This is a genomic window from Massilia sp. Root418 (genome assembly GCF_001425265.1).
GTDB lineage: Bacteria > Pseudomonadota > Gammaproteobacteria > Burkholderiales > Burkholderiaceae_D > Rugamonas.
Genome location: NZ_LMEC01000011.1, coordinates 112830 through 138825 on the forward strand (window position 1 = coordinate 112830; position 25996 = coordinate 138825).

The following is a 25996-nucleotide window of genomic DNA, read 5'->3' on the forward strand; positions in this document are numbered from 1 at the left end:
TGGCGTGACGCTGCGGCGGGTTACGCCCTGCGCGCTAACCCGCCCTACGTTCCCTGGGTGGCCCCGGCGGCGCGGTTCCGTAGGGCGGGTTAGGCGCAACGCGCCGTAACCCGCCGAAGTTTGATCCGCCGCAAACCCCGATTCCCCCCATCCCCTAGCCTCATCCAATGCACATTAAAAGGATGAGCCATGTCCAACTATCACCGCTTGTACATCCCTGGCGGCAGCTACTTCTTCACGCTGGTGACAGAGCAGCGCCGCCCGTTCCTGTGCCAGCCGCCCATGCGCGCAGCGTTGAAAAATGCGATGGCGGCGGTGCGCCGCAAGCATCCCTTCCACGTCGCCGGCATGGTGCTGCTGCCCGACCACATGCACATGGTCTGGACGCTTCCCCAGGGCGATAGCGACTTCCCGCTGCGGGTGAGGCTTATCAAAAGCCATATGACCAAGGCTTGTGGTTCGCTAGTTCCGCACCCACTGAACCAGCGCCGCCAGCACAAGCAATCCGGCGCATTGTGGCAGCACCGCTACTGGGAGCACGCCTTGCGTTCGGAAGAGGACTTCAGCCACCACCTGGATTACCTGCACTGGAATCCGGTCAAGCACGGACTGGTGCAGCGGGTGCGGGATTGGCCCTGGTCGACTTTTCACGCTTTTGTTGCAACCGGCGCTTATCCGGTTGATTGGTGCGCGCCGCCGGCTGTGGCGGGTTACGCGCTGACGCGCTAACCCGCCCTACGCGGATCCGCGCGTGTACGTAGGTTGACGTATGTCGCAGTGATCTTTCAATGGTTAATCTCATGTCAATAGCGAACCACAACATGAGAGAGGCCAGGGATGATCACAATACGAAAACGCGCACTGTTGGCTGGACTCGCGGCGGCGCCGATGCTGGCGCAGGCGGGGGCCACGATACCAATCGGCGAGGACAAGTCGGTCAGCGTGGGCTTCGGCATGCGCGGCTCCTATTCCAGCATCGAGGACGGCGCGCCGAACGGCACCTCGCGCTCGAATGACCTGAACCTGGACAGCGCCCGCCTGTTCTTCGGCGCTTCGCTGAACAAGAACATCAAGGGTATGTTCAACACCGAGTGGGACGGCGACAAGATCCGCGTGCTGGACGCGGCGGGCCAGTTCGCCATCTCCCCGGAACTCAATATCTGGGCCGGCCGCCTGCTCTCGCCGAGCGACCGCGCCAACATGGCAGGCCCCTACTACTCGCTGGGTGGCGGCTACTGGGCCGGCGTCTCTTCCCGCTACGGCTACAACGGCGGCATCTTCCGCGGCCGCGACGACGGCGTGGTCGTGTGGGGCAATACGCTGGAAGGCGGCAGGCTGGGTTACTCCTTCGGCGCCTTCGAGGGCCACACCTTCGGCATCGGCGCGCTGACCCAGAACCAGGCCAAGGCCGCCGGCGTGAAAACCTCCGATTCGCTGATGTACGCCGGCCGCGTGCAGTACGACTTCTGGGACGCCGAACCAGGCTACTACGGCACCGGCAACTACCTCGGCGGCAAGGACATCCTTGCCATCGGCGTGGCCGCGCGCCAGCAGAAGAACGGTGTGCTCACCGTGGCCGGCGTAGGCGACTACAGCGCCTGGAACGTGGACTTCCTGCTGGAGAAACGCATCCCCGGCTCCGGCGCCTTCGCCATCGAGGCCGCCTACTACGACTACGACACAGACAATGTCATCAAGTCCGAGCAGGGCGAAGCCTGGTCGGCTGGCGCGTCCTACATCTTTGAACAGGGCGTCGGCGCGGGCAAGCTGCAGCCCTTCGTGCGCTTCCAGAAGTTCACGCCCGACACCCACCTCAACACGCGCCAGAGCGACGTCGGCGTGAACTACATCATCGACGGCTACAACGCCCAGGTAAGCGCCGTGTATTCGCGCACCAAGGTGGCCGCCGCGCCGGACCAGAACAAATTCGTCGTCGCGCTGCAACTCCAATACTGACCCCACACTCTACGAGGACCGCCATGCAAACTCGCCGCACATTCATCGCCACCTTCACCCAGATCGCCGCCGGCGCGGCCATGCTGATGGGAGGCGTTTCCGCGCAAGCGGCCGACACCATCAAGGTCGGCATCCTGCATTCCCTGTCGGGCACCATGGCCATCTCCGAAACGTCGCTCAAGGACGTGGCGCTGATGACCATCGACGAAATCAACGCCAATGGCGGCGTGCTGGGCAAGAAGCTGGAAGCCGTGGTGGTGGACCCGGCCTCGAACTGGCCGCTGTTCGCCGAAAAGGCGCGCCAGCTGATCGCCAAGGACAAGGTGGCCGCCGTGTTCGGCTGCTGGACGTCGGTATCGCGCAAGTCCGTGCTGCCGGTGTTCAAGGAGTTGAACAGCATCCTGTACTACCCGGTGCAGTATGAAGGCGAGGAGCTGGAGAAGAACGTGTTCTACACCGGCGCCGCGCCCAACCAGCAGGCCATTCCCGCCGTGGAGTACCTGATGAGCAAGGACGGCGGCGCCGCCAAGCGCTTCGTCCTGCTGGGCACCGACTACGTCTACCCGCGCACCACCAACAAGATCCTGCGCGCTTTCCTGAAGAGCAAAGGCGTGAAGGACAGCGACATCGACGAGGTCTACACCCCGTTCGGCCATTCGGACTACCAGACCATCGTCGCCAACATCAAGAAGTTCTCCGCCGGCGGCAAGACCGCCGTCATCTCCACCATCAACGGCGACTCCAACGTGCCGTTCTACAAGGAGCTGGGCAATGCGGGCCTGAAGGCGACCGACGTGCCGGTGGTGGCATTCTCGGTGGGCGAGGAGGAGCTGCGCGGCGTGGATACCAAGCCGCTGCTGGGCCACCTGGCCGCGTGGAATTACTTCGAGTCGGTGAAGAACCCGGTCAACTCGGAGTTCATCAACAAGTGGAAGGCTTATGCCGTGGCGAAGAAGCTGCCGAATGCGAACACGGTGGTGACCAACGACCCGATGGAGGCGACCTATGTGGGCATTCATATGTGGAAGCAGGCGGTGGAGAAGGCCGGCACCACGGATACCGACAAGGTGATCGCGGCGATGGGCGGCCAGAGTTTCAAGGCGCCGTCCGGGTTTACCCTGACTATGGATCCGACCAACCATCACCTGCACAAGCCGGTGATGATAGGGGAGATCAAGGGCGACGGACAGTTCAGCGTGGTGTGGAAGACCAAGGCTCCGCTGCGCGCGCAGCCGTGGAGTCCTTTTATCAAGGGCAATGAGGGCAAGCAGAAGATGTAATGGCGGCTCGCGGCGGGTTACGCGCGCATGCGCGCTAACCCGCCCTACGGACCACGATACCCACGACAGCACGAGAACCTGGCATATCCTATGAAACGAATTCTGCTTACTGCGCTGCTTTGCCTGCATGCCCTGGGCGCGCAAGCGGCCATTGACCAGGCGCTGCTGCAGCCGCTGGCGGGGGACGATCCGGACGGGCGCATCGAGGCGGTGGGAAAGCTCGCCGCGCTGGCGGACGCGGACGCGCTCAGGGTGCTGCAGGCACTGAACGGCGACACGCTGTACGCCACGCCGGACGGCACCGTGCTCGTGGTGGACGGCGGCAAGGCCTGGAACCCCGCCACCGGCACCACCGGCCCGGTGCCGGACGGCGTGGACGGCGTGGTCGTCAACAACCGCCTGCGCGGCGCGGTGGAGGGCGCGCTGTCGGGCATGGCGCTGCTCTCGCCGGACCCCGCCCAGCGCCTGGCCGCCGCCCTCCAGCTGCAGGCCAAATCCGCCGACGCCGCGCAAGCCCCCCTGGTCCGCAAAGCCCACGCGCTGGAAACCGATCCCGGCATCAAGGCCATCCTGCAAACGCTGGTGGCCACCGCCGACCTGCAATCGCCGGATGCCGCCGCGCGCAAGGCCGCCGTGGCCAGCCTGGCCGACAGCGGCGGCGCCGCATTGCGCCCGGTACTGCAAGCCATGCTGGCGCAGGAGGGAGGCAGCTTCGCCGAGCCGGACGCCGCGGTGCGCGCCGCCGCCGTGGATGCGCTCAACCGCATCGACAGCCGCATCGCCCGCACGGAGTTTGTCGGTAACCTGTTCTACGGCGTGTCGCTGGGCAGCGTGCTGCTGCTGGCCGCGCTGGGCCTGGCCATCACTTTCGGCCTGATGGGCATCATCAACATGGCGCACGGCGAGCTGCTGATGATAGGCGCGTACACCACCTATCTGTGCCAGTCCCTGTTCCGCCACTACCTGCCCGGCGCGCTGGACTGGTATCTTGCCGCCGCGCTGCCGGCCGCCTTCCTGGTGGCGTTCGCCGTGGGCGTGGCGCTGGAGCGCACCGTGATCCGCTGGCTCTACGGCCGGCCGCTGGAAACCCTGCTGGCCACCTGGGGCATCAGCCTGATGCTGATGCAGCTGGTGCGTACCATCTTCGGCGCGCAGAACGTGGAAGTGGCCAATCCCTCGTGGATGTCGGGCGGCGTGACCGTGCTGGGTTCCCTGGTGCTGTCGTATAACCGCATCGCCATCATCGCCTTCGCCATCGTGGTGGTGGCGGCGGTCTGGCTAATCCTGAACAAGACCCGGCTCGGCCTTTTCGTGCGCGCCGTCATGCAGAACCGCCGCATGGCCGACTGCGTGGGCGTGCCCACCGGCCGCATCGACATGATGACCTTCGGCCTGGGCTCCGGCATCGCGGGGCTGGGCGGTGTGGCGCTGTCCCAGCTCGGCAACGTGGGGCCGGACCTGGGACAGGCCTACATCGTTGATTCCTTCATGGTGGTGGTGCTGGGCGGGGTGGGCCAGCTGGCCGGCACCGTGATCGCCGCCCTAGGCCTGGGCGAAGTGAACAAATTCCTGGAACCGCTGGCGGGCGCCGTCATGGCCAAGATCTCCATCCTTGTATTCATCATCATCTTCATCCAGCGCAGGCCGCAGGGACTGTTCGCGATGAAAGGCAGGAGCGTCGAATGAGCCACAGCCTGTATTCTTCCCGCGCGTGGGCCGCTATCTGCGCCGTGGTGGCGGCGGCCGCGCTGCTGCCGCTGCTGAACCTCGCCCTCCCGGCGGGCCACCCGCTGCATGTGTCCAGCTACGCCATGGGTCTGGTGGGCAAATTCATGTGCTACGCGCTGGCCGCGCTGGCGCTGGACCTGGTATGGGGCTACACCGGCATCCTGTCGCTGGGACACGGCGTGTTCTTCGCGCTCGGCGCCTACGCGCACGGCATGTATTTGATGCGCGCCATCGGCCGCGACGGCGTCTACCAAAGCACGCTGCCGGACTTCATGGTCTTCCTCGACTGGAAAACCTATCCCTGGTACTGGTCCATGACCGACAATTTCTGGTACTGCATGGCGCTGGTGGTACTGGTGCCCGGCGTGCTGGCTTTCGTGTTCGGCTACTTCGCCTTCCGCTCGCGCATCAAGGGCGTGTACTTCTCCATCATCACGCAAGCCATGACCTACGCCTTCATGCTGCTGTTCTTCCGCAACGACACCGGCTTCGGCGGCAACAACGGCTTCACCGACTTCAAGCGCATCCTGGGCTTCAGCGTCACGGCGCCGGGCACCAAGGCCGTGCTGTACCTCGTCACGATGGGCTTCCTTGTCGGCGCGCTGCTGCTGTGCCGCTGGATCGTCACCTCGAAACTTGGCCGCGTGCTGCAGGCGGTGCGCGACTCCGAGTCGCGCCTCATGTTCATCGGCTACAACCCGCTGTGGTTCAAGCTGTTCGTCTGGACCTTGTCGGCCGTGCTGTGCGGCATAGCGGGCGCGCTGTACGTGCCGCAGGTAGGGATCATCAACCCGTCCGAGATGTCGCCCGCGAACTCCATCGAGATGGTGATCTGGGCGGCGGTGGGCGGTCGCGGCACGCTGGTCGGCCCCATCCTCGGCGCGTTCACCGTGAACGGCCTGAAAAGCTGGTTCACGGCCGCCTTCCCGGACCTGTGGCTGTTCGCACTGGGGCTGCTGTTCATCCTGGTCACACTGTTCATGCAGAAGGGGATACTGGGCCTGGTGGAGAAACTGAAGCGCAGCGCGCCGGAACCGGAGCCTGCGCCCGCGGACGGCGCAGCCGCGCCTGCCACGGCACCGGCCAAGGAGGCAGCATGACGGTCAAACGCGAAGGGCTGGACACGGAACACGGCATCATCCTGTACCTGGACGACATCACCGTGTCGTTCGACGGCTTCAAGGCCCTCAACCGATTGAGCCTGAATATCGGGGTGGGCGAGCTGCGCTGCATCATCGGCCCCAATGGCGCCGGCAAGACCACCATGATGGACGTCATCACCGGCAAGACGCGGCCCACCTCCGGCACCGCCTTCTTCGGCCAGACCTACGACCTGGCGGGCATGACGGAATACGACATCGCGCACGCCGGCATCGGCCGAAAATTCCAGCGGCCCACCGTATTCGAGCAGCATACGGTGTTCGAGAACCTGGAGCTGGCCGCCAAGATGGACAAGCGCGTGCGGCCCACCTTGTTCGCGCGCCTGGGTTCCGAGCAGCGCGACAAGATCGCCGAGATCCTGCGCCTGATCCGCCTGGACGGGCAGGAGGACCGCCTGGCCGGCTTGCTGTCGCACGGCCAGAAGCAGTGGCTGGAGATCGGCATGCTGCTGATGCAGGAGCCGCAGCTGATCCTGCTGGACGAGCCGGTGGCCGGCATGTCGGACGCGGAAACCGCGCGCACCGCCGAGCTGCTCAACGAATTGCGCGGCAAGCATTCCATCATGGTGGTCGAGCACGACATGGGCTTTGTCGCCGAGATTGCCCAGCAAGGCGAAGTGACGGTGCTGCACGAGGGATCGGTGCTGGCGCAGGGCCGCATGGACCAGGTGCAGGCCGACGAACGCGTGATTGAAGTCTATCTGGGACGCTAGGGAACCATATGCTGCAAGTCGAACAAGTGAACCAGTACTACGGCTCTTCGCACACCTTGCGCGGCGTGTCGCTGTCGGTGGACAAGGGCCAGTGCCTGACGCTGCTGGGCAGGAATGGCGTGGGCAAGACCACCTTGCTCAAGTGCCTGACCGGCGTGCTGCCGGTGGCGCGCGGCAAGGTCACCTTTAATGGCCGCGACATCACGCGCCTCAAGCCGCACCAGCGCGCGGCGGCCGGCATCGCCTATGTTCCGCAGGGGCGGGAGATTTTCGCGCGGCTTACGGTGGAGGAGAATCTGCTGATGGGCATGGCGACGTTGCCGCGGCGCGAGGCGTCCGCCGTCAGCGGGGAGGTGTATGAGCTGTTCCCGGTGCTGAAGGAGATGCTGGGACGCAGGGGCGGTGATCTGTCGGGTGGGCAGCAGCAGCAGCTGGCAATCGCGCGGGCGCTGCTGGCCAGGCCCAGGCTGATTATCCTGGACGAGCCCACCGAGGGCATCCAGCCTTCCATCATCAAGGATATCGAGCGGGTGATACGGCTGCTGCGGCAGCGCGGGGATATCGGCATCCTGCTGTGCGAGCAGTATTTCGATTTCGCGCGCGCGCTGGCGGACAAGTTCGTGGTGCTCTCGCGCGGCGAAGTGGTCGCCGCCGGTGCACCGGACGAGATGGACGGGGAGGATGTGCGGCGGCATTTGGCGGTGTAGCGGAGCTGGCGGGTTACGGCGCTGCGCGCCTAACCCGCCCTACGAAATCCGCACGGTCCATGTGCGGCGGGCCAGGCGCAGCCGTAACGCGCCGCGCCGGTCCATGTGGGGCGGGGCAAGCGCAGCCGTAACCCGCCGCGCCGGTCCATGTGGGGCGGGGCAAGCGCAGCCGTAACCCGCCGCGCCGGTCCATGTAGGGCGGGTTAGGCGCAGCCGTAACCCGCCGCGCGCCGCCGCCGGCTCAAGCGCTCGCCGCCATCGCCCCCGCATCCGACGAGCCGCGCAGCTTGTTCATCGCCAGCGACGCGGCGGCCGTGCGCGTCTCCACCCCCAGCTTCTCAAACACGTGCTCAAGGTGCTTGTTCACCGTGCGCGGGCTGGTGCCGAGGATGTCGCCGATATCCCGGTTGGTTTTCCCCTTGATCACCCAGTGCAGCACCTCGGACTCGCGCATGGTCAGCCTGAACAGCGCCACCAGCGCCTGCACCTGCGCCGCGTCCGATTCCTCGCGCAGCACCACCATCCACTGCTCCTGGTTGCTCACGTCCGCCGCGCTGAAGACCAGCCGCGCCGCGCCCTGGATTACATTCAGCGGCGGATAGTCCTGGCCCGCACGGCGCGCCTCCACCGTGGCCGCCAGCCACGCCGTCAGCTCCGCCGGCGTATCTGCCAGCTGCCCCGTGCCCGGCAAGGCGAAATAGTTCTGCATCAGCTGGCGCGCCAGCGGCGTTTGCCACACGATGCGCCCGGTGCGCGGCCCGATCGCCAGCGCCGCGTTGCCGAAGGCGTCCAGCGCGCTGCGCGCCTGGTTCATCAAGCGCGCCGTTTGCAGGTGCGCCGAGATGCGCGCCAGGACCTCGCTTTGCCGGATCGGCTTGGTCACATAATCCGTGCCGCCGGCGCTGAAGGCCGCCAGCACGTGCTCGGTCTCGGTCAGCCCCGTCATGAAGATGATGGGCACGTGCCGCGTGGCCAGCTGCGCGCGCAGCTGGCGGCAGGTTTCAAAGCCGTCCATGCCCGGCATCACGGCGTCCAGCAGGATCACGTCCGGCACTGCCTGCGCGCAGCGCTCCAGCGCGGCCGCGCCGCTGTTCGCCACCAGCACCGTGAAGCCCGATTCATCCAGTGCGTCGTGCAGCACCGCCAGGTTCTCCGGCACGTCGTCGACAATCAGCACCAGGTGCCCGGGGCGGTGCTCAAACTGTTTCGGTATCATGGTTTTCTCCTGGTTCCTTGTTTTGTTCCGCGCTTTGTTCCGTGCTCTTTTCCATCAGGCGCGCCATGGCGTCGAGCTGGAAGCGTGCCGCGTGCCCGCGCATGGCGGCCACGAAGGCTGAGTATTCCGGTCCGAGCGCCGCGATCCGGTCCAGCTGGTGGACGATGCCGCGCACATACCCCAGCTTGAGCTGCGCACGCAATTCCTCCAGCTGCGCGGCAGGCGGAAAGATCAGCGCCGCCGTCGCCGCCGGCCCCTGCGCGATGATTTCGCTGCTGATGCCCTTCGTTCCCGCGTGCGATATCCATTCCAGCTGCAGGCGGCGGCCTATCCAGTCCAGCAGCTCGGCCACGTTGACCGGTTTGACGAAGAAATCCTCGGCCGGAATGGCCGCCGGATTGTCCAGCCCCTTGTCATAGGCATTGGCCGACACGATGGCGATCGGCACCTCGGAGCGGTGCACCATGCGGATGATGTGGCTGGCCTCCCAGCCGTCCATGCCCGGCATGGCCAGGTCCATCAGGATCAGGTCCGGGCCGAAGGCGGCATAGTGTTCCACGCAGTCCGCGCCGGACACCGCCTGCGCCATCTCAAAGCCCAGCGGCGCCAGGATGTTTACCAGCAGCTCGCGGTCCACCCGCTCGTTGTCCACCACCAGCACCTTGCGGCGCCGGCCCGCGTAGCCGGTGCGCACCGGTTCCGGCGCGCCGCCGGTCCGCGCTTCGCCGTGCACGCGCGGCAGCATCAGCTTGATCCGGAATACGCTGCCGCTGGCGGGCGTGCTGCTGAGCGTGAGTTCGCCGCCCATCAGCTGCGTCAGCATTTTGCTGATCGGCAGACCGAGGCCGGTGCCGGCGGCGCCCGCGTGCTCGCCCGCGCTGCCGCGCGTGAACGGCTCGAAGATGCTCTCGCGTTCCGACTCCAGGATGCCCGGGCCGCTGTCCTCCACCTCGAAGGCCGCCATGTCGCGCGCATAGCGCACCCGGAACACGATGCCGCCGCGCTCCGTGAACTTGACCGCGTTGCCGAGGATGTTGATGAGAATCTGGCCCAGCCGCTTGCGGTCCGCGCGCACCACGCGCGGCAGCTCGCCGCTCAGCTCATAGCGGAACGACAGTCCCTTGCTGCTGGCCTGCTGTTCGAACATGCGCACGATCTGGCCGATAAAGTCCGGCAGCTCCACTTCCTTGATGTCGAAACTGAGCTTGCCGCCTTCGATGCGGGCGATGTCCAGCGTGCCTTCGATCAGCGATAGCAGGTGCTGGCCGCTACCCCGTATCACGCGGATGGCCTGCTGGCGGTGCTCGGGTATCGACGGGTCGTTGTCGAGCAGCTGCGCGTAGCCGAGGATGCTGTTCAGCGGCGTGCGGATCTCGTGGCTGATGCCGGCGATATAGCGGCTCTTGGCCTGATTGGCGTGGTCGGCCTGCTTCTTGGCCTGCTGCAGTTGGGCGTCGGTCTGGCTGTGCAGCTCGATCTCGCGGGTCAGCAAACCGGTCTGGCGGTTCGATTCCTCCTGCGCCACGCGCCGGCTTTCGCTGGTCAGCACCAGCCACCAGGCAACGATGCCGCTGGCCAGCAGCAGCGCGCCGAAGATCTTGATGAAGGCCACCCGCAGCTGCGGCAGCATGGCGGAGCCGGATTCGATCAGGAGCCGCTCCTCGTGCACGTAGATCAGGCCGAGCAGGCCGCCCAAGAACAGCACGGTCACCATCATCAGCAGCAGGTAGTGGCCAAGGCCGCTGGTAATGTAGGGCCACATGGACTTGGGCAGCAGCGCCTTCATGGCGCTGTCCCACTGCTCGGTGAAGCGCGCGTGCGGCTTGCACACGTCGTTGCAGCGCGCGTCCAGGCAGCAGCACAGGGAGCAGATCGGCCCCTGGTAGGCCGGGCAGTGCGCCATGTCCTCCGATTCATACTCCCTGGAGCAGATGCAGCACACCCTGGAGCGTGCTGCGGCGGGCGCGGGCTGGCGCGCGATGTAGTACTTGCCCTTGGTGGCAATGGCGATCAGCGGCGAGGCGACGAAGGCGGTTCCAAGCGCGATAAAGGCCGAGAAGGCCTGCGCCTGCGTCCCGAACAGGCCCGCGAACGCCGCCACCGACAGCGCGGACGCCAGCACCATGGCGCCCACGCCCACCGGGTTGATGTCGTACAGGTAAGCGCGGCGGAATTCAATGCCTTTCGGGCTCAGCCCCAGTGGCTTGTTCACCACCAGGTCCGCCACCACGGCGGTGATCCACGAGATGGCGATGTTGGAATACAGTCCCAGCACCTGGTCCAGCGCCTGGAACACGTCCAGCTCCATCAGCAGCACGGCGATGAGCGCATTGAACACAGCCCACACCACCCGCCCCGGATGGCTGTGCGTGAGGCGCGCGAAAAAGTTGGACCACGCCAGCGAGCCGGCGTAGGCATTGGTCATGTTGATCTTCACCTGCGAGATGATGACGAAGAACGCCGTCACCAGCACGGCGGCAGTGGGGGTGGAAAACACCTGCTGGAAGCCAGCCAGGTACATCTGGTTGGGATTGACCGCCTGCGCCAGCGACACGCCGCTGTTGATCGCCAGGACCGCGAGCAGCGCGCCGCCCAGCATCTTGGCAATGCCCAGCAGGATCCAGCCGGGGCCGGCGATCAGCACCCCCAGGTGCCACTGCACGCGGTTCTTCGCCGTCTTCTCCGGCATGAAGCGCAGGAAGTCCACCTGCTCGCCGATCTGGGTGATGAGGGCCACGCCGACGGCGGTGGCGGCGCCGAACATCAGCATGTTGAACTGGCCGTTGCCGGGCGACTGGCCGGCGAACTGGCCGAGCTGCGACAGCAGTTCCGGCTTTTTCGCGACGATGGCGATGAAGGGCAGCACCAGCAGCGCCAGCCACACCGGCTGCGAAATCATCTGGATGCGGCTGATGAGCGTGACGCCGTGCGTCACCAGCGGAATCACCGCCAGCGCGCTGACCATGTAGCCGAGGTAGAGCGGCAGGTGGAAGTACAGCTCCAGCGCATAGGCCATGATGGCCGCTTCCAGCGCGAACAGGATGAAGGTGAAGGAGGCGTAGACGAAGGACGAGATGGTGGAGCCGATGTAGCCGAAGCCGGCGCCGCGCGTGAGCAAGTCCATGTCCACGCCGTATTTGGCGGCGTAGTAGCTGATCGGCAGGCCGGTGAGGAAGATGATCAGCCCCACCGCCATGATGGCCCAGAAGGCGTTGATGAAGCCGTAGTTGACGGCGATGGTGCCGCCGATGGCTTCCAGCACCAGGAAGGAGATGGCGCCAAAGGCGGTATTCGATACGCGGAACACCGACCATTTGCGGAAGGAGCGCGGCGTGTAGCGCAGGGCGTAGTCTTCGATGGTCTCGTTGGCCACCCAGGTGTTGTAGTCGCGGCGGATCTTGACGATGCGCTGCGGCGGCTCCTGATCGGCCACGCCCGTTTTTGGTGCAGACACCGGCATTTTGCAGTCCCAGGTAGCGTAGTGCCGGCTTTACAAGCAAGTTTTGCGCCTGGGTTGGCGGCTTACGATCAAGTCTGTCCGTAGGGCGGGTTAGCGCGGAGCGCGTAACCCGCCGTGCGCGCGCTCCCGCGTCACCTCATCCACCATCTCCCGCAGCGCCGCCAGCAGCGGATGGCGCGCCGTATGCTGCGTCCCATATCCCAGGTTGAAGGCGTAGTCGAAATCGGCCGGGTTCATGCCCTGGTTGTGCTGGATCATGGTCTCCAGCTTGTCCAGCCCCTTCACGATGCGCGCCTCGGGCGAGGCGGCGCCGTCATACTCGTCCCACAGCGACAGCAGTTGCGCGCGCAGCCGTTCCGGCAGCGGCGAAGCCAAGGTCTGCAGATCCTCCCTCTCGCGCGCCGACTTGTCCGGCATGCCCGGCGTCTGGTGGATGGCCGGGATGTCGCCGTGGATCGCCTCGCCCAGGTCGTGGATCACGCACATCTTGAGTATGCGCGCAAAGTCCAGTCCTGGCAGCTCGTCCTCCAGCAGCATGGCGAACAGCGCCAGGCGCCAGCTGTGTTCCGCCGTGCTCTCGCGCCGGCCTTCGGAAGTGTGCGCGGTGCGCAGCACGTTTTTGAGCCGCTCGGCCTCCTGCAGGAAGGCGATGCAGCCGGTCAGTTCGGATTTGTCCATCCCGCTACTGTACCAGCAGCCGCTCCAGTATCTTGTCCCGGTTGTTCATCACGAAGTCGAGGAAGACGGGCTCTTTCACCGCCAGGCGCACCAATCCGGGGAGCAGGGCGTAGGAGTAGGTGGCCAGCGTGCGCATGGCGGCGTCGTTGCCCAGCAGCGCACGCGCATTGCCGCCGGCCTGCCCGCCCAGCATGGGCAGGATCTGCTCGCGGTGCTGGCTCAGCACCTGCGCAAGGGGAATCATCAGCTTGTCCGGGTTCATGGCGGCTCCTGTGTGGATGGAGATCCGATGATGGCGCGGCCATGCGGGCGCCGTTCTGCGCTGGCGCAAATTGGTGCAAAAAACGTGGCACGGTAGTTGCATCTTGCGAGTGACCGATCCCTCACCCTCGAAAGGAATCACCATGCTGCAGTCGACCCACACGCAGGACGCGCACATGGCGCTGAGCGCCCGGATAGTCACCGCCAAGGCATTGAAGGACCTGACCTGGGCGCAGCTGGCCGAAGGCACCGGCCTGAGCGTGCCCTACGTGACCGCAGCCCTGCTGGGGCAGCACGCGCTGCCGAAGCAGGCCGCCTTCGCCGTGGCCGAGCGGCTCGGCCTGGGTGCCGAGGAGGCCGCACTACTGCAGACCATTCCGCTGCGCGGCAGCATACCCGGCGGCGTGCCGGCCGATCCCACTATCTACCGCTTCTACGAAATGGTGCAGGTGTACGGTACCACGCTGAAGGCCCTGGTGCACGAGCAGTTCGGCGACGGCATCATCAGCGCCATCAATTTCAAGCTCGATATCCAGAAGGTGGACGATCCGGAAGGCGGCTCGCGCGCGGTCATCACGCTGGACGGGAAATTCCTGCCTTACAAACCGTTCTGAGTCAGCGCGCGCAGTTCTGCGCGCATGGCGGCAGCGCGCTCGGCGCCCACGCCTGCTTCGTACTCGGCCTGCGCCTGCGTCCAGCAGGCATGGGCTTCCGCGTATTTGGCCTGGCCTGCGGAGGTGAGCGAGAACACCAGCTTGCGGCTGTTCTCCGGGTCCGGCGCTTGCTGCACGAAGCCGTCGCGCGCGAGGGGTTTGATGGCGCGCACCAGGCTGGTCCTGTCCATCACCATGCGCTCGGACAGCTGCTGCATGCCGATGCCGGGGTGGGCGCGGATCACCGCCAGGAGGCTGTATTGCGACGTGGCCAGGCCGCACGGCGCCAGGTGGCGGTCGTACAGCGCGGTGACGTGGCGCGCCGCCTGGCGCAGCGCCAGGCAATTGCAGAGCGGGACATTGAGGTCGGCCTGTTTGCTGGTCATGCCTGATCCCGTTGCTGGATGTCGGCCACCAGCTCGGCCAGCGAACGCGCGGCCAGGCGCGCCTCGAAGCCGGCCTGCGCGTCGTCCAGGACCACGCCCATGCTGTCCTTGATATGGTCGCTGATGGGACACACCGGCTGCACGTCGTAGCTGTGGATGGCGAAGGCGGCGGGCGCTTCGCTGGCGCGGTAGATGTCGAGCAGCGAGATGTCCTCTGGCGCGCGTGCGAGCGTGCAGGCGCCGTTCTTGCCGCGCGTGGCGCTGACGATGCCGGCCTTGACCAGCTTGGCGATCGAGCGCCGCACGAAGGTCGGCTCGGCATTGACGCTGCCGGCCAGCTTGGCGGAGGTGACGTCCTCGCCGTAGTGGTAGCCCAGCACGGCGGCGACGTGGGCAGCGACGGTAAATTGTACGTTCTTTTGTGACATGGTAGAGCTTTCAGCCTGGCTTCAGCGGCAAGTGTACCGTATGCGGGGCGGCGGAGCGTGGCGGGTTACGCGCGCCTTGCGCGCTAACCCGCCCTACCAGGCCGCAAGATACATGCGTAGGGCGGGTTAGCGCCGCAGGCGCGTAACCCGCCGTGCCGGCCCGTCACCCCGGCCCGACTCCCCAGCCGCCGCCCAGCGCCCGGATCAGCGCCACCGTGGTAATGGCGCGGCTGCCGCGCAGCTGCACTGCGGTGCGCTCCACGCCGGCCAGGTTGCGCTGCGCGTCCAGCAGTTCCAGGTAGCTGGAACGCCCCGCCTCATACAGCGCCTGCGCCAGCGCGGCCGAGCGGCGCGCCGACTTCAGCGCGTCCTCGACCTGCTCTGCCTGTCCGGCCAGGATGCGCAGCCCCGCCAGGTTGTCCTCCACCTCGGCGAACGCCGCCAGCACGCTTTGCCGGTACGCCGCCACCGACTCGTCCAGCACCGCTTCGCTGCGCGCCAGGCTGGCCTGGTTACGGCCGCCGTCGATCAGCGGCGCGGACAGCAGGGCGCCCAGCAGCCAGGAGCGGCTGCTCATCTTGAACACGTCCGGAAACGACCCGGCCACGCCGCCGCCGGAGGCGCTGATGTCCAGCGCCGGGAACATGGCCGCGCGCGCCACGCCGATGCGCGCATTGGACGCTTCCATGGCGCGCTGGGCGGCGGCGATATCCGGCCGCCGCTCCAGCAGCGCGGACGGCAGCCCTGGCGGAATTACCGGCATGGCCGCCTGCGGCAGCGGGCCGGCCCCGGCCGCGACGCCGGCCGCGGACTTGGCCGCGACCCCGGCTGAGCCCCTGGCCGCGCCCCCGGCCGCGACGCCGGCTGCGACCCCGGCTGCGCCCGTGGCCGCGACCCTGGCCGTGAAATCGGCCGCCGGCCTGCCTAGCAGGACCGCCAGCGCATGCTCCGTCGTGGCCCGCTGGCGCTGCAGGCCGATAGCGTCCGCGCGGGTCGACGACAGCTCGGTCCTGGCGCGCGCCAAATCGAATTCGCCGATGTCGCCCAGGTCGAAGCGGCGCTGGTTGACCTGCACGTTCTCCTCGCGCGTCTGCACCGTGCGCGCCAGGGTGGCCAGTTCGGCGTCGGTGGCGCGCAGGCGGAAGTAGGCCTGCGCCACGTCAGCCTGCAGGGCCAGCAACACCGAGCGGTAGGCCGCTTCCGCTGTCGCCGCATCGTTGCGCGCCGCCGCCACGCCGGACGACACGCGCCCGAACAGGTCCACTTCGTAGCTGGCGGTCAGCCTGGCCGTGTAGCTGGTGTGCGGCGACATCGGCGTGCCCGGCGGCAGGCCGGCCTGGGTGGGCGAAGACAGCGCGCGCTGCGCACCCGCGTTCACGCCCACCTGCGGCACGCGGTCCGCCTCGGCGATGCCGGCAATGGCGCGCGCCTGCTTCACGCGCGCCGTGGCGCCTGCCAGGCTGGCGTTGTTGCGCGTGGCCTCTTCAATCAGCGCCGTCAGCGCCGGATCGTTGAAGGCCAGCCACCATTGGCCGCGCGGTTGCTGTTCGGCGGCGCGGGCTGGCCGCCACTGCGTGCCATCGGCGGCGGTCTGCACCGGGGCCGCTGCCTCCTTGAACGCCGCCGGCACGGCGATTGCCGGCTGCTTGAATGCCGGTGCCGCGCACGCCGTCAGCAGCAGCGCTGCCAGCAGCGCCGCCAGCGGTGGTGCGGCCCGCGTTGAAATCATGCTGCTCATATCATTTTCCTTCCAGGGCGGGTGCGGACGGTGCGGCGGCGCGCTTGCTCTCCAGCCGCTTGGCCAGGGTGCGCAGCAGCACATAGAACAGCGGCGTGAGGAACAGGCCGAAGAAGGTCACGCCCAGCATGCCCGCGAACACGGCCACGCCCATCGCGTGACGCATCTCCGCGCCCGCGCCGTGCGAGAACACCAGCGGCAGCACGCCCATGATGAAGGCGATGGACGTCATCAGGATGGGACGCAGCCGCAACCGGCACGCTTCCAGCGCCGCCTGCAGCACCGTGCGGCCGTGGTGCTCCAGCTCGCGCGCGAACTCCACGATCAGGATGGCGTTCTTGGACGCCAGCCCCACCAGCACGAACAGGGCAATCTGCGTGAAGATGTTGTTGTCGCCGCCGGTGAGCTTCACCCCAATCAGCGCGCTCATGATGGACATCGGCACGATCAGGATCACCGCCAGCGGCAGCGTCCAGCTTTCGTACTGCGCAGCCAGCACCAGGAACACCAGCAGCACGCACAGCGGGAATACGTACACCAGGGTATTCCCGGCCAGGATGTTCTGGTAAGTGAGCTCGGTCCATTCGTACGCCACGCCCTTGGGCAGCGTCTCCTGCGCGATGCGTTCCAGCGCGGCCTGCGCCTGGCCGGACGAATAGCCCGGTGCCGGGCCGGCGTTCACGTCGGCGGCGGCATAGGCGTTGAAGCGCTGCACGCGGTCCGGCCCGTAGCTGTCGGTGATGCGCATCAGCGAGGACAGCGGAATCATCTCGCCCTTGTCGCTGCGCACCTTCAGCTGCGCCACGTCTTCCACCCGCGAGCGGAATTGCGCGTCCGCCTGCACGCGCACCTGGTAAGTGCGGCCGAACTGGTTGAAGTCGTTCACGTACAGCGAACCGAGATTGATCTGCAGCGTTTGATAGATGGTGGCCAGCGGCACGCCCAGCTGCTTGGCCTTGTCGCGGTCGATGTCCGCGTACAGCTGCGGCACATTGATCTGGTAGCCGGAAAACACGCCCGTCAGCTCCGGCGCGGCGCGCGCCTTGTCCACCAGTTTCTGCGTGGCCTCGTACAGCGCGTCGTAGCCAAGGTTGCCGCGGTCTTCCACCATCATCTTGAAGCCGCCGATGGTGCCCAGGCCGTTGACGGGCGGCGGCGGGAACACCCGCACGAACGCGTCCTGGATGACGCCGGCGCGCTTGTTGATCTCCGCTGCGATGCCGGGACCGCTGGTTTCCTTCGTGTTGCGCGTCTCCGGCGCCAGCTCGCCCACGAACACGATGCCGGAGTTGGGCGCGTTGGTCAGGTCGTTCACCGACAGGCCGGGGAAGGCCACGGTATTGCGCGCGCCCGGCACGCCCAGCGCGATGTCGGCGGTGCGGCGGATCACGGCTTCGGTGCGGTTCAGCGAGGCGGCGTCCGGCAGCTGCGCAAAGCCCACCAGGTAGCCCTTGTCCTGCGACGGCACAAAGCCGGCCGGCACCACCTTGAACATCACGGCGGCCAGGGCCACCAGCACCAGGTAGAAGCCCACCGAGGCCGATTTGCGCGCCAGCACGCCCTTTACGCCGCCTTCATACCTATGCGAGGCGCGCCCGAAGAAGGCGTTGAACCAGCCGAAGAAGCGGCCGAACAGCTTGTCCATCAGGCGCGTCAGCGCGTCCTTGGGAGCATCGTGCGGGCGCAGCAGAGCGGCCGACAGGGCAGGGGCCAGGGTCAGCGAGCTGAATGCCGAGATCACCGTGGAGATGGCGATGGTGAGCGCAAACTGGCGGTAGAACTGGCCCGTCAGGCCGGGCACGAAGGCGATCGGCACGAACACCGCGCACAGCACCAGCGCGATGGCGATGATCGGCCCGCTCACTTCCTTCATGGCCTGCACCGTGGCCGCGCGCGGCGTAAGCCCATTGGCGATATTGCGCTCCACGTTCTCTACCACCACAATGGCGTCGTCCACCACGATACCGATGGCCAGCACCAGCCCGAACAGGGTGAGCGTGTTGATGGAGAAACCAAAGCCCAGCATCACCGCAAAGGTGCCCACCACCGATACCGGCACGGCCAGCAGTGGAATGATGGAGGCGCGCCAGGTCTGCAGGAACACGATCACCACCAGCACCACCAGCGCAATCGCTTCGAACAGCGTGTGGATCACGGCCTTGATGGACTCGCGCACGAACTGGGTGGGATCATAGGCGACGCTGTACTCCACGCCTTGCGGGAAGTCCTTGCTCAGCTCCGCCATCCGGGCGCGCACGTCGGCCGACAGCTGCAGGTCGTTGGCGCCGGGCGAAGCGAAGATGGCCAGCGCCACGGCCGGCTTGTTGTCCAGCAGCGCGCGCAGGGCGTAGGAGCCGGAACCGAGCTCGATACGGGCCACGTCGCGCAAGCGGGTCAGCGCGCCGTTTTCATTGGTGCGCACGATGATGTTGCCGAAGTCCTCTTCGGTCTTCAGGCGCCCCTTGGTGTTGAGCGTGAGCTGGAATTCGCTGTCCCTGCTGGGCGAGGCGCCCACCACCCCGGCCGCCACCTGCACGTTCTGCTCGCGGATGGCGTTGGTGACGTCGGTGGCGGTCATGTTGCGCGCGGCGACTTTCTGCGGGTCGAGCCAGATGCGCATGGCGTAGTCGCCCGAGCCGAGGATGTTCACCTGGCCCATGCCGGGAATGCGCGCCAGCTGGTCCTTCACGTTCAGCACCGCGTAGTTGCGAAGGTATAGTTCGTCGTAGCTCTTGTCGGGCGAGACCAGGTGCACCACCATGGTCAGGTTGGGCGAGGTTTTCACCGTGGTCACGCCGATCTGGCGCACCTCTTCCGGCAGGCGCGGCAGCGCGCGCTGCACGCGGTTCTGCACTTCCGTTTCCGCCTGCTGGATGTTGGTGCCGATCTTGAAGGTGACGGTCAGCTTGAGCGCGCCGTCCGAGGTGTTTTGCGAGGACATGTAGATCATGTGCTCCACGCCGTTGATCTGCTCCTCCAGCGGCGCGGCCACGGTTTCGGCGATCACCTTGGGGTTGGCGCCGGGGTACTGGGCGGTCACCACCACGGAGGGCGGCACCACGTTGGGGTATTCGGAGATGGGCAGGCTGAAGATCGCGATCAGCCCCGCCACGAACACGACGATGGACAGCACGGCCGCGAAGATCGGCTTGTCCACGAAGAAGCGCGAGAAGTTCATGGTCAGTTCCCCTTTCCCGCAGCCGAGGCGGCGCCGCCGGACAGCGCGGCGACCTTGGCGCCGGCCTGGCCGCCGTCCATGTCCACCACTTGCGGCGACAGTGGCGCGCCCGGGCGCACGCGCTGCAAGCCGTTGACCACGATCTTCTCCCCGGCCTTCAAGCCGGAGCGCACGATGCGCAGGCCGTCCACGGTCTGGCCCAGCATCACCTGGCGGTATTCGGCCTTGCTGTCGGGCGTCACCACGTAGACGAACTTGCGGCTCTGGTCCGTGCCGATGGCTTCTTCCTTGATCAGCACCGTCGCGGCGCGCGCCTGGGCGGAGGTACTGGTCTCCAGCTGCACCCTGGCGAACAGGCCGGGCACCAGCAGGTTGTCGCTGTTGGCGAACACGGCGCGCATGCGCACGGCGCCGGTGCGCGTGTCGAGCTGGTTGTCGACGAATTCCAGCTTGCCCTCGTGCGGGAAGCCGGTTTCGCTGGCCAGGCCGATGCGCACCGCCACCGCTTGCCCGCCGTGCGCCCGTGCGCCCACGCTCAGGTAGGTGGATTCGTCGCCGTCGAAGCTGGCGTAGATCCGGTCATCGGACACCACGGACGTGAGCACGGCGGACGGATCGATCAGGTTGCCCACGGTGATCTCGGCCTTGCTCACGCGGCCGTCGATGGGGGCGGTCACCTGGGTGTAGCCGAGATTGAGCCTGGCGTTTTCCGCTTGGGCCAGCGCGGCGCGCGCGTTCGCGTCCAGCTCCTTCAGCCCGGAGGCGCGTTCGTCGTACTCGCGCTGGGCGATGGCTTTGTCGGCCAGCAGCTTCTCGGCGCGCGCCAGTTCCAGGCGCGCCAGCTCGGCCTTGGCCTTGGCCGCGTGGGCGGCGGCGTCGGCGCGGTTGGCCTCGGCCTGGAAGGGGCGGGTATCGATCACGAACAGCACCTGGCCTTTTTTCACCTTGCTGCCTGGCTGGAAGTTCACCGCAGTGATGTAGCCGGCCACGCGCGAGCGGATCTGCACGCGCTCGATGGCTTCCAGGCGGCCCGAGAATTCCTGCGTCTCGGTCACATGCTTTTCCAGCACCACGGCGGCGGTGATGGGGGCGCCATCGGGCGTGGCGGCTGCCGGTTTGCTGTTGGCGTCGCCGCAGCCGCTGAGGATGGCGGCCAGTCCGGCGCCGGCCAGCAGGGCGGCAGTGGGTGGGAAGTTCATGGGGTTTCCTTCAAGTTGGGAACGACGGTTCGAAAGTGTGCATGTGCACACTTCAATTGAATGTGATTATAATCGTCGCATTTAAGAAGTCAACAAAAAAGCCCTGCGCCGTTTCCGGGGCAGGGCTTTCTTGATGAATCCTGGTGGTGATAGGTGGACTTGAACCACCGACCCCAGCATTATGAATGCTGTGCTCTAACCAACTGAGCTATATCACCGAAAGGTTGGTGGTGATAGGTGGACTTGAACCACCGACCCCAGCATTATGAATGCTGTGCTCTAACCAACTGAGCTATATCACCGCAACGGCCAGCATTATCGCGGTTTGGGCGCGGGGCTGTCAAGGAAACTGCCGAAATATTTTGCTGTTGAGCTGTTTTTGATGTCGCTTACATAACTTTATCGATCGCGGCCAGCATGGTGCCGGCCGTGTCCGGCGCCAGGCAATCGATCACCACCCGTTGCGGCATGGAGCGCAGCCAGGTCAGCTGGCGCTTGGCCAGCTGGCGCGTGGCGATGATGCCGGTTTCGCGCATGGTCTTGAAATCGATGGTCCCGTCCAGGTATTCCCACGCCTGGCGGTAGCCCACGCAGCGCATCGATGGCAGGCCGGGATGCAGGTCGCCGCGGCGGCGCAGCTGTTCCACCTCGCTGATCAGGTCGCCGTCTTCGGTTTCCCGCAGCATGAGGTCGAAACGGCGCGCGATGCGCTCGTGCAGCACGGCGCGGTCGGACGGCTCCAGCGCGAAGGACAGCAGCGCGAACGGCAGCTCGGTCTTCTCGCGCAGGGCCAGCAGTTCGGACATGGGTTTGCCGCTGAGCGCGATGATTTCCAGCGCGCGCTGGATGCGCTGGGCGTCGTTCGGCGCCAGGCGGGCGGCGGTGGCCGGGTCCTGCTGCGCCAGGCGGGCGTGCATGGTGGGCCAGCCGTCTCGCGCGGCTTGCTCTTCCAGTTCGGCGCGCAGCGCCGGGTCGGCGCCGGGCAGGTCGTCCAGGCCGTCGGCCAGGCCTTTGAAGTACAGCATGGTGCCGCCCACCAGCAGCGGCAGCTTGCCGCGTGCGGCAATCTCGTCCACCAGGCGCAGGGTGTCGTTGCGGAACTGGGCCACCGAGTAGGCGTCCAGCGGGTCGATGATGTCGATCAGGTGGTGCGGCGCGGCGGCGCGCTCTTCGCGCGTGGGCTTGGCGGTGCCGATGTCCATGCCGCGGTACACCAGCGCCGAATCGACGGAGATGATCTCGCACGGGATCTGCTGGGCGATGGCCAGCGCCGCGGCGGTCTTGCCGCTGGCGGTGGGGCCCATGATGGCCACGGCCAGCGGCTTTGCGGCCGGCGTTTTGCTTGCTTGGGTCATGATGCTTTTTTTCGCTTACTGGCCGCGCAGGAACAGCTTGTCCAGCGCGTTGATTTCCACTTGCACCCAGGTCGGGCGGCCGTGGTTGCACTGGTCGGCGCGCTCGGTGCTTTCCATCTGGCGCAGCAGGGCGTTCATCTCCTGCACCGACAGGATGCGGTTGGCGCGCACGGCGGTGTGGCAGGCCAGGGTGCCGAGCAGCTCGTTGCGGCGCTCGATGAGCACGCGCGAGCCGCCGAATTCGCGCACGTCGCGCAGCACGTCGCGCGCCAGGGTCTGGGCGTCGGCGTTCTTCAGCAAAGCCGGCACGGTGCGCACCGCTAAGGTGGTGGGCGACAGGGCCGCGATGTCAAAGCCCAGCTGCTGCAGGGTTTCCTGGTGCTCCTGGACCGTGCCCACTTCCACCGCGTCGGCATAGAAGGTGACGGGGATCAGCAGCTGCTGCACTTGCATGTCCTGGCCGGACACCTGCGCGTCCAGCGCGTTCTTCAGCTGCTCGTACAGGATGCGCTCGTGCGCCGCGTGCATGTCCACCAGCACCAGGCCCTTGCTGTTCTGCGCCATGATGTAGATGCCGTGCAGCTGCGCCAGCGCGAAGCCGAGCGGGAATTCTTCGGCGGCCATGGCGGCCGAGGAGGCGATGTAGGGCGCAGCCTGGGGCAGGGCGTAGTTGCCGGTGCCGCCCGCCGCGCCGGTGCCGGCCGGGACGCCATCGGCGCCGCCGCCGTCGGCACCGTCCATGCCGCCGATGCCGAAATTCGCGCGCGCGCCGAATGCGCTGCCGCCGCTGAACAGCGCGCCGTAGCGCTCCGTGCTCTGGGCCACGCCGCCGTGGTTGCCTGCATCGCCGAACTGGCGCTGCGGCTGGCCGAACGGCGAGGCCGAGAAGGTCGGCTGGTAGTCGGGATTGAGGATGGAGCCGAAGGAGGTCTGCTCCTGCGGGCGCCACGGCGTGCTGGCGGTCAGGCCGTCGGCTGCGGGCAGGGGCGAGGGAACGCTGCCGTGCGAGGTGGCCGAGGTCTGCGCCAGCGCGCGCTGCACCGCGTGGAACACGAACTGGTGCACCGCGCGGCTGTCGCGGAAGCGTACTTCGATCTTGGACGGGTGCACGTTCACGTCCACCAGCGCCGGGTCCAGGTCCAGGGCCAGCACGTAGGACGGGAAGCGGTCGCCGTGCAGCACGTCCTCGTAGGCCGCGCGCACCGCGTGCATCAGTACCTTGTCGCGCACGAAGCGGCCGTTCACGTAGAAGTACTGGCCGTCGGCGCGCGCCTTGGAGGCGGTGGGCAGGCCGGCGTAGCCGTGGATGCGCAGCGGGCCGGCTCTTTCGTCGATGGGCAGGCGCGCGGTGGCGAAGTTCTCGCCCAGGATCTGCGCGCTGCGCTTGGCCATTTCGCCCACCATCCAGTGGTCCACGGTCTTGCCGTTGTGGGCCAGCGAGAACGACACGTCCGGCCGCGCCAGCGCAATGCGGCGCACCACGTCGGCGCAGTGGCCGAATTCGGTCTGCTCGGACTTCAGGAATTTGCGGCGCGCGGGCGTGTTGAAGTACAGGTCGCGTACGTCGATGGTGGTGCCGTGCGCGCCGGACGAGGGCGTGACCGTGCCCAGGTGCGAGCCGGTGATTTCCCAGGCGTGCGGCGCGTCGGCCGTGCGCGAGGTGAGCGTGACGGCGGCCACGGAGGCGATCGAGGCCAGCGCCTCGCCCCGGAAGCCCAGCGTGTTGACGTTTTCCAGGTCGTCCAGCGAGGCGATCTTGGAGGTGGCGTGGCGCGCCAGCGCGAGCGGCATCTGCTCGGGCGCGATGCCGCGGCCGTTGTCGGTGATGGCGATGCGTTTCACGCCGCCTTCCTCCAGCCGCACGGTGATCTGGGTGGAGCCCGCGTCAAGCGCGTTTTCCAGTAATTCCTTGACCACTGCCGAGGGCCGCTCAACCACTTCGCCGGCGGCGATCTGGGAAATCAACTGGTCGGGCAGGGCCTGGATGGGACGGTGTGGGGCGGGAGCGTTCATGCCGTGATTATAAAACACGGCGGCTCCCGGGAAATTAGTTGCCTGGTTTAGTTGCCTGATTAATTAACCCTGACCCCATTTTTTGTTCAGCGGACGGGGATGGTGACGTTGCATAGCTCGACGTGGCCGGCGGGGACTTTGGTCCAGGGGCCGCCCCGGTTGCGCTGGGCTTCGGCCACGGCCTTGAAGCTGGCCGAGTCGGTGCGCATCACTTCGAGCTTGACGCGCTCGGCTTCGGGCACGTCGGCCGCCAGGCGCACCGATTTGATCGGCATGCGCTGCTCGGCCTGCTCGTAGAAGCCGAGCGCGCCCGTGCCGCGCGGCAGCGAGGAGAGCAGCGGCATGCCCGATACCACGCGCCCCACCACGGTGATGTTGCGGTCCAGGTGGCGCGGAGCGTGGCCGGTCACCGCGTACAGCGAGCTGCCGTTGCCGCTGTCAGCGTCCACGTCGCGGCCCACGCCCACCATGCCGTAGCAGTGCGCCAGCCAGGCGCGCCCGGTTTTCGGGTCGCGCGCGGACGGGAAACCGTTGGAGTGGCCCACCTGGGCGGCGTAGCCGTCGCGGTCGGGCAGCTGGGTAAAGTGCTTGTCGTTGCTCATCGGTACGGTGAATTCCCCGGTCAGCTTGGCCTTGGCGCTCTTGAAGGGACGCGGGTTCTTTTCGTCCGGGTCGCCCCATTGCGCCACGTAGTTGTCGTGCGAGCGCAGCATGGCCAGGCCGTCGAAATAGTGTTCGCGCACCAGGGTGCGGATGTTGGCGTCGTGCGCCGGCGCGAAGGCGGGCGCCAGTTCGATCACCACGCGGCCGGCGGGCAGGTCCATGTACAAAGTGTGCTCCGGGTCCAGCGCGCGCCACTCGGCCGGCTTGGACGCTTTGACGATGTCGGCCACCGTGGGCCTGGGCGGATTGACGGCTTCGGCGGCCTGGAGCGGTGGGCTGAACAGGGGACTGGAGAGCAGCGCCAGGGCCGGGATCGCCAGCGCCTTTTTCGTTACGTTGTACGTATGCATCAATTCTTCTCCTTTTTATGGGTGCGAGAATTGTAATACCGGCAAGCGCCCCCATACTGCAAATGGGGCAAAATTTAACCGTGACTACGATCTTGCACCGCTCCGCGTGGTGTATGATTCCGGCGCTACCTTTTGGGATTTTTATGGAATTCATGCAATTACTGGACATGCTGGTGCATGTCGACAAGGCCCTGGACACGCTGGTCGCGCAATATGGCTTGTGGATCTACGCGGTGCTGTTTTTCATCATCTTTAGCGAAACAGGCCTGGTGGTGCTGTTTTTCTTCCCCGGCGACACCTTGCTGTTCATTGCCGGCGCCCTGTGCGCCACCGGCCAGATGAACCTGCCTGTGCTGATCCTGCTGCTGGTGACGGCGGCCGTCAGCGGCAACACCGTCAATTACTGGATAGGTGAGGCCATCGGGCAACGGGTGTTTACGCATGACTACCGCTGGCTGAACAAGGAGGCCTTGCACCGCACGCATGATTTCTTCGAGAGGCATGGCGGCAAGACCATCATCCTGGCCCGCTTCATCCCCGTGGTGCGCACCTTCGCGCCCTTCGTGGCGGGCGTGTCGGACATGACCTTCAGCCGCTTCCAGCTCTACAACGTCACCGGCGCGGTGGCCTGGGTGGTGTCGCTGACCGTGGGCGGTTATCTGTTCGGCAACATGCCTATCGTGCGCGACCACCTGTCCACCATTGTCATGGTGGGCGTGGGCGCGGCGCTGGTGCCGCTGGCACTGGGCGGCGCGTGGAAGCTGGGCCGCCGCGTGCTGGGCCGCTGACCCCTCCTTGTTTTGCAACGGCCGCAGCGCAAGGCTGCGGCTGATTTCGTCCTGCACAGCTCAAGTTTTCCCCCTGTGCAACCGTT

Annotated in this window: 21 protein-coding genes and 2 tRNA genes; 9 read left to right on the forward strand and 14 right to left on the reverse strand. The window is 66.6% G+C overall.

The window, feature by feature from the left end; translation table 11 throughout:
- Positions 1 to 189 precede the first annotated feature (189 nt).
- From ASC94_RS08095 to urtE, 7 genes are all read left to right on the forward strand, one after another.
- Positions 190 to 729, forward strand: coding sequence for a transposase (locus ASC94_RS08095; RefSeq protein ID WP_056393104.1), 540 nt, complete (start codon positions 190 to 192; stop codon positions 727 to 729).
- Between the two features lie 135 nt (positions 730 to 864).
- On the forward strand, positions 865 to 1956 hold the full coding sequence (locus ASC94_RS08100) for a porin (RefSeq protein WP_229417207.1): 1092 nt from the start codon (positions 865 to 867) through the stop codon (positions 1954 to 1956).
- Positions 1957 to 1979: 23 nt separating this feature from the next.
- Positions 1980 to 3236: an urea ABC transporter substrate-binding protein gene (urtA, locus tag ASC94_RS08105; RefSeq protein ID WP_157201344.1), complete on the forward strand. Its 1257-nt coding sequence runs from the start codon at positions 1980 to 1982 to the stop codon at positions 3234 to 3236.
- A 90-nt stretch (positions 3237 to 3326) separates the two neighbouring features.
- Positions 3327 to 4922: an urea ABC transporter permease subunit UrtB gene (gene urtB, locus ASC94_RS08110; RefSeq protein ID WP_056393112.1), complete on the forward strand. Its 1596-nt coding sequence runs from the start codon at positions 3327 to 3329 to the stop codon at positions 4920 to 4922.
- Positions 4919 to 6064, forward strand: a complete 1146-nt coding sequence (gene urtC, locus ASC94_RS08115; RefSeq protein WP_082616350.1) for an urea ABC transporter permease subunit UrtC — start codon at positions 4919 to 4921, stop codon at positions 6062 to 6064. Before urtB ends, urtC begins: the two co-directional genes overlap by 4 nt.
- Entirely contained in the window at positions 6061 to 6837 is a 777-nt protein-coding gene (gene urtD, locus ASC94_RS08120; RefSeq protein ID WP_056393117.1) for an urea ABC transporter ATP-binding protein UrtD, read from the forward strand. Before urtC ends, urtD begins: the two co-directional genes overlap by 4 nt.
- A gap of 8 nt (positions 6838 to 6845) precedes the next feature.
- A complete protein-coding gene (gene urtE, locus ASC94_RS08125) occupies positions 6846 to 7544 on the forward strand; it encodes an urea ABC transporter ATP-binding subunit UrtE (protein ID WP_056393119.1) in 699 nt (232 codons plus the stop codon).
- Between the two features lie 241 nt (positions 7545 to 7785).
- On the opposite strand, the gene ASC94_RS08130 is transcribed toward urtE, so the two are convergent.
- The 4 genes from ASC94_RS08130 to ASC94_RS08145 all read right to left on the reverse strand — a co-directional run bounded on the left by ASC94_RS08130 (position 7786) and on the right by ASC94_RS08145 (position 13160).
- A complete protein-coding gene (locus ASC94_RS08130) occupies positions 7786 to 8760 on the reverse strand; it encodes a response regulator transcription factor (RefSeq protein ID WP_056393122.1) in 975 nt (324 codons plus the stop codon).
- Positions 8741 to 12220, reverse strand: a complete 3480-nt coding sequence (locus tag ASC94_RS08135) for an ATP-binding protein (protein ID WP_056393124.1) — start codon at positions 12218 to 12220, stop codon at positions 8741 to 8743. The genes ASC94_RS08130 and ASC94_RS08135 overlap by 20 nt, the downstream gene beginning before the upstream one ends.
- Before the next feature lie 90 nt (positions 12221 to 12310).
- The gene (locus ASC94_RS08140) at positions 12311 to 12898 is read right to left on the reverse strand and encodes an HD family hydrolase (protein ID WP_056393126.1); all 588 of its coding nucleotides are present in this window, start codon (positions 12896 to 12898) and stop codon (positions 12311 to 12313) included.
- 4 nt (positions 12899 to 12902) lie between these two features.
- Positions 12903 to 13160, reverse strand: a complete 258-nt coding sequence (locus ASC94_RS08145; protein WP_056393129.1) for a hypothetical protein — start codon at positions 13158 to 13160, stop codon at positions 12903 to 12905.
- Positions 13161 to 13302: 142 nt separating this feature from the next.
- On the opposite strand from ASC94_RS08145, the gene cynS reads away from it, so the two are divergent.
- The gene (gene cynS, locus ASC94_RS08150) at positions 13303 to 13773 is read left to right on the forward strand and encodes a cyanase (RefSeq protein WP_056393131.1); all 471 of its coding nucleotides are present in this window, start codon (positions 13303 to 13305) and stop codon (positions 13771 to 13773) included.
- Here cynS and ASC94_RS08155 read toward each other — a convergent pair.
- From ASC94_RS08155 to ASC94_RS08200, 10 genes are all read right to left on the reverse strand, one after another.
- Positions 13758 to 14198 (reverse strand): MarR family winged helix-turn-helix transcriptional regulator, encoded by a 441-nt coding sequence (locus ASC94_RS08155; RefSeq protein WP_056393134.1) that lies wholly within the window; start codon positions 14196 to 14198, stop codon positions 13758 to 13760. The two genes, cynS and ASC94_RS08155, sit on opposite strands and share 16 nt — an antisense overlap.
- Positions 14195 to 14626: an Rrf2 family transcriptional regulator gene (locus ASC94_RS08160; protein ID WP_056393143.1), complete on the reverse strand. Its 432-nt coding sequence runs from the start codon at positions 14624 to 14626 to the stop codon at positions 14195 to 14197. The genes ASC94_RS08155 and ASC94_RS08160 overlap by 4 nt, the downstream gene beginning before the upstream one ends.
- Positions 14627 to 14789: 163 nt before the next feature.
- On the reverse strand, positions 14790 to 16364 hold the full coding sequence (locus ASC94_RS08165; RefSeq protein WP_056393145.1) for a TolC family protein: 1575 nt from the start codon (positions 16362 to 16364) through the stop codon (positions 14790 to 14792).
- A gap of 1 nt (position 16365) precedes the next feature.
- On the reverse strand, positions 16366 to 19542 hold the full coding sequence (locus ASC94_RS08170) for an efflux RND transporter permease subunit (RefSeq protein ID WP_056393148.1): 3177 nt from the start codon (positions 19540 to 19542) through the stop codon (positions 16366 to 16368).
- A 2-nt stretch (positions 19543 to 19544) separates the two neighbouring features.
- Positions 19545 to 20741: an efflux RND transporter periplasmic adaptor subunit gene (locus tag ASC94_RS08175; RefSeq protein ID WP_056393151.1), complete on the reverse strand. Its 1197-nt coding sequence runs from the start codon at positions 20739 to 20741 to the stop codon at positions 19545 to 19547.
- 141 nt (positions 20742 to 20882) lie between these two features.
- A tRNA-Met gene (locus ASC94_RS08180) sits at positions 20883 to 20959 on the reverse strand.
- A gap of 7 nt (positions 20960 to 20966) precedes the next feature.
- Positions 20967 to 21043 (reverse strand) — tRNA-Met (locus ASC94_RS08185).
- An 87-nt stretch (positions 21044 to 21130) separates the two neighbouring features.
- Complete coding sequence (gene miaA, locus ASC94_RS08190; protein WP_082616351.1) at positions 21131 to 22096, reverse strand: tRNA (adenosine(37)-N6)-dimethylallyltransferase MiaA; 966 nt, start codon at positions 22094 to 22096, stop codon at positions 21131 to 21133.
- Positions 22097 to 22111: 15 nt separating this feature from the next.
- Positions 22112 to 24109: a DNA mismatch repair endonuclease MutL gene (gene mutL, locus ASC94_RS08195; RefSeq protein ID WP_056394937.1), complete on the reverse strand. Its 1998-nt coding sequence runs from the start codon at positions 24107 to 24109 to the stop codon at positions 22112 to 22114.
- Positions 24110 to 24195: 86 nt separating this feature from the next.
- On the reverse strand, positions 24196 to 25122 hold the full coding sequence (locus tag ASC94_RS08200) for a peptidylprolyl isomerase (protein WP_056393154.1): 927 nt from the start codon (positions 25120 to 25122) through the stop codon (positions 24196 to 24198).
- Positions 25123 to 25265: 143 nt separating this feature from the next.
- On the opposite strand from ASC94_RS08200, the gene ASC94_RS08205 reads away from it, so the two are divergent.
- On the forward strand, positions 25266 to 25910 hold the full coding sequence (locus ASC94_RS08205) for a VTT domain-containing protein (protein ID WP_056393157.1): 645 nt from the start codon (positions 25266 to 25268) through the stop codon (positions 25908 to 25910).
- Positions 25911 to 25996 lie beyond the last annotated feature (86 nt).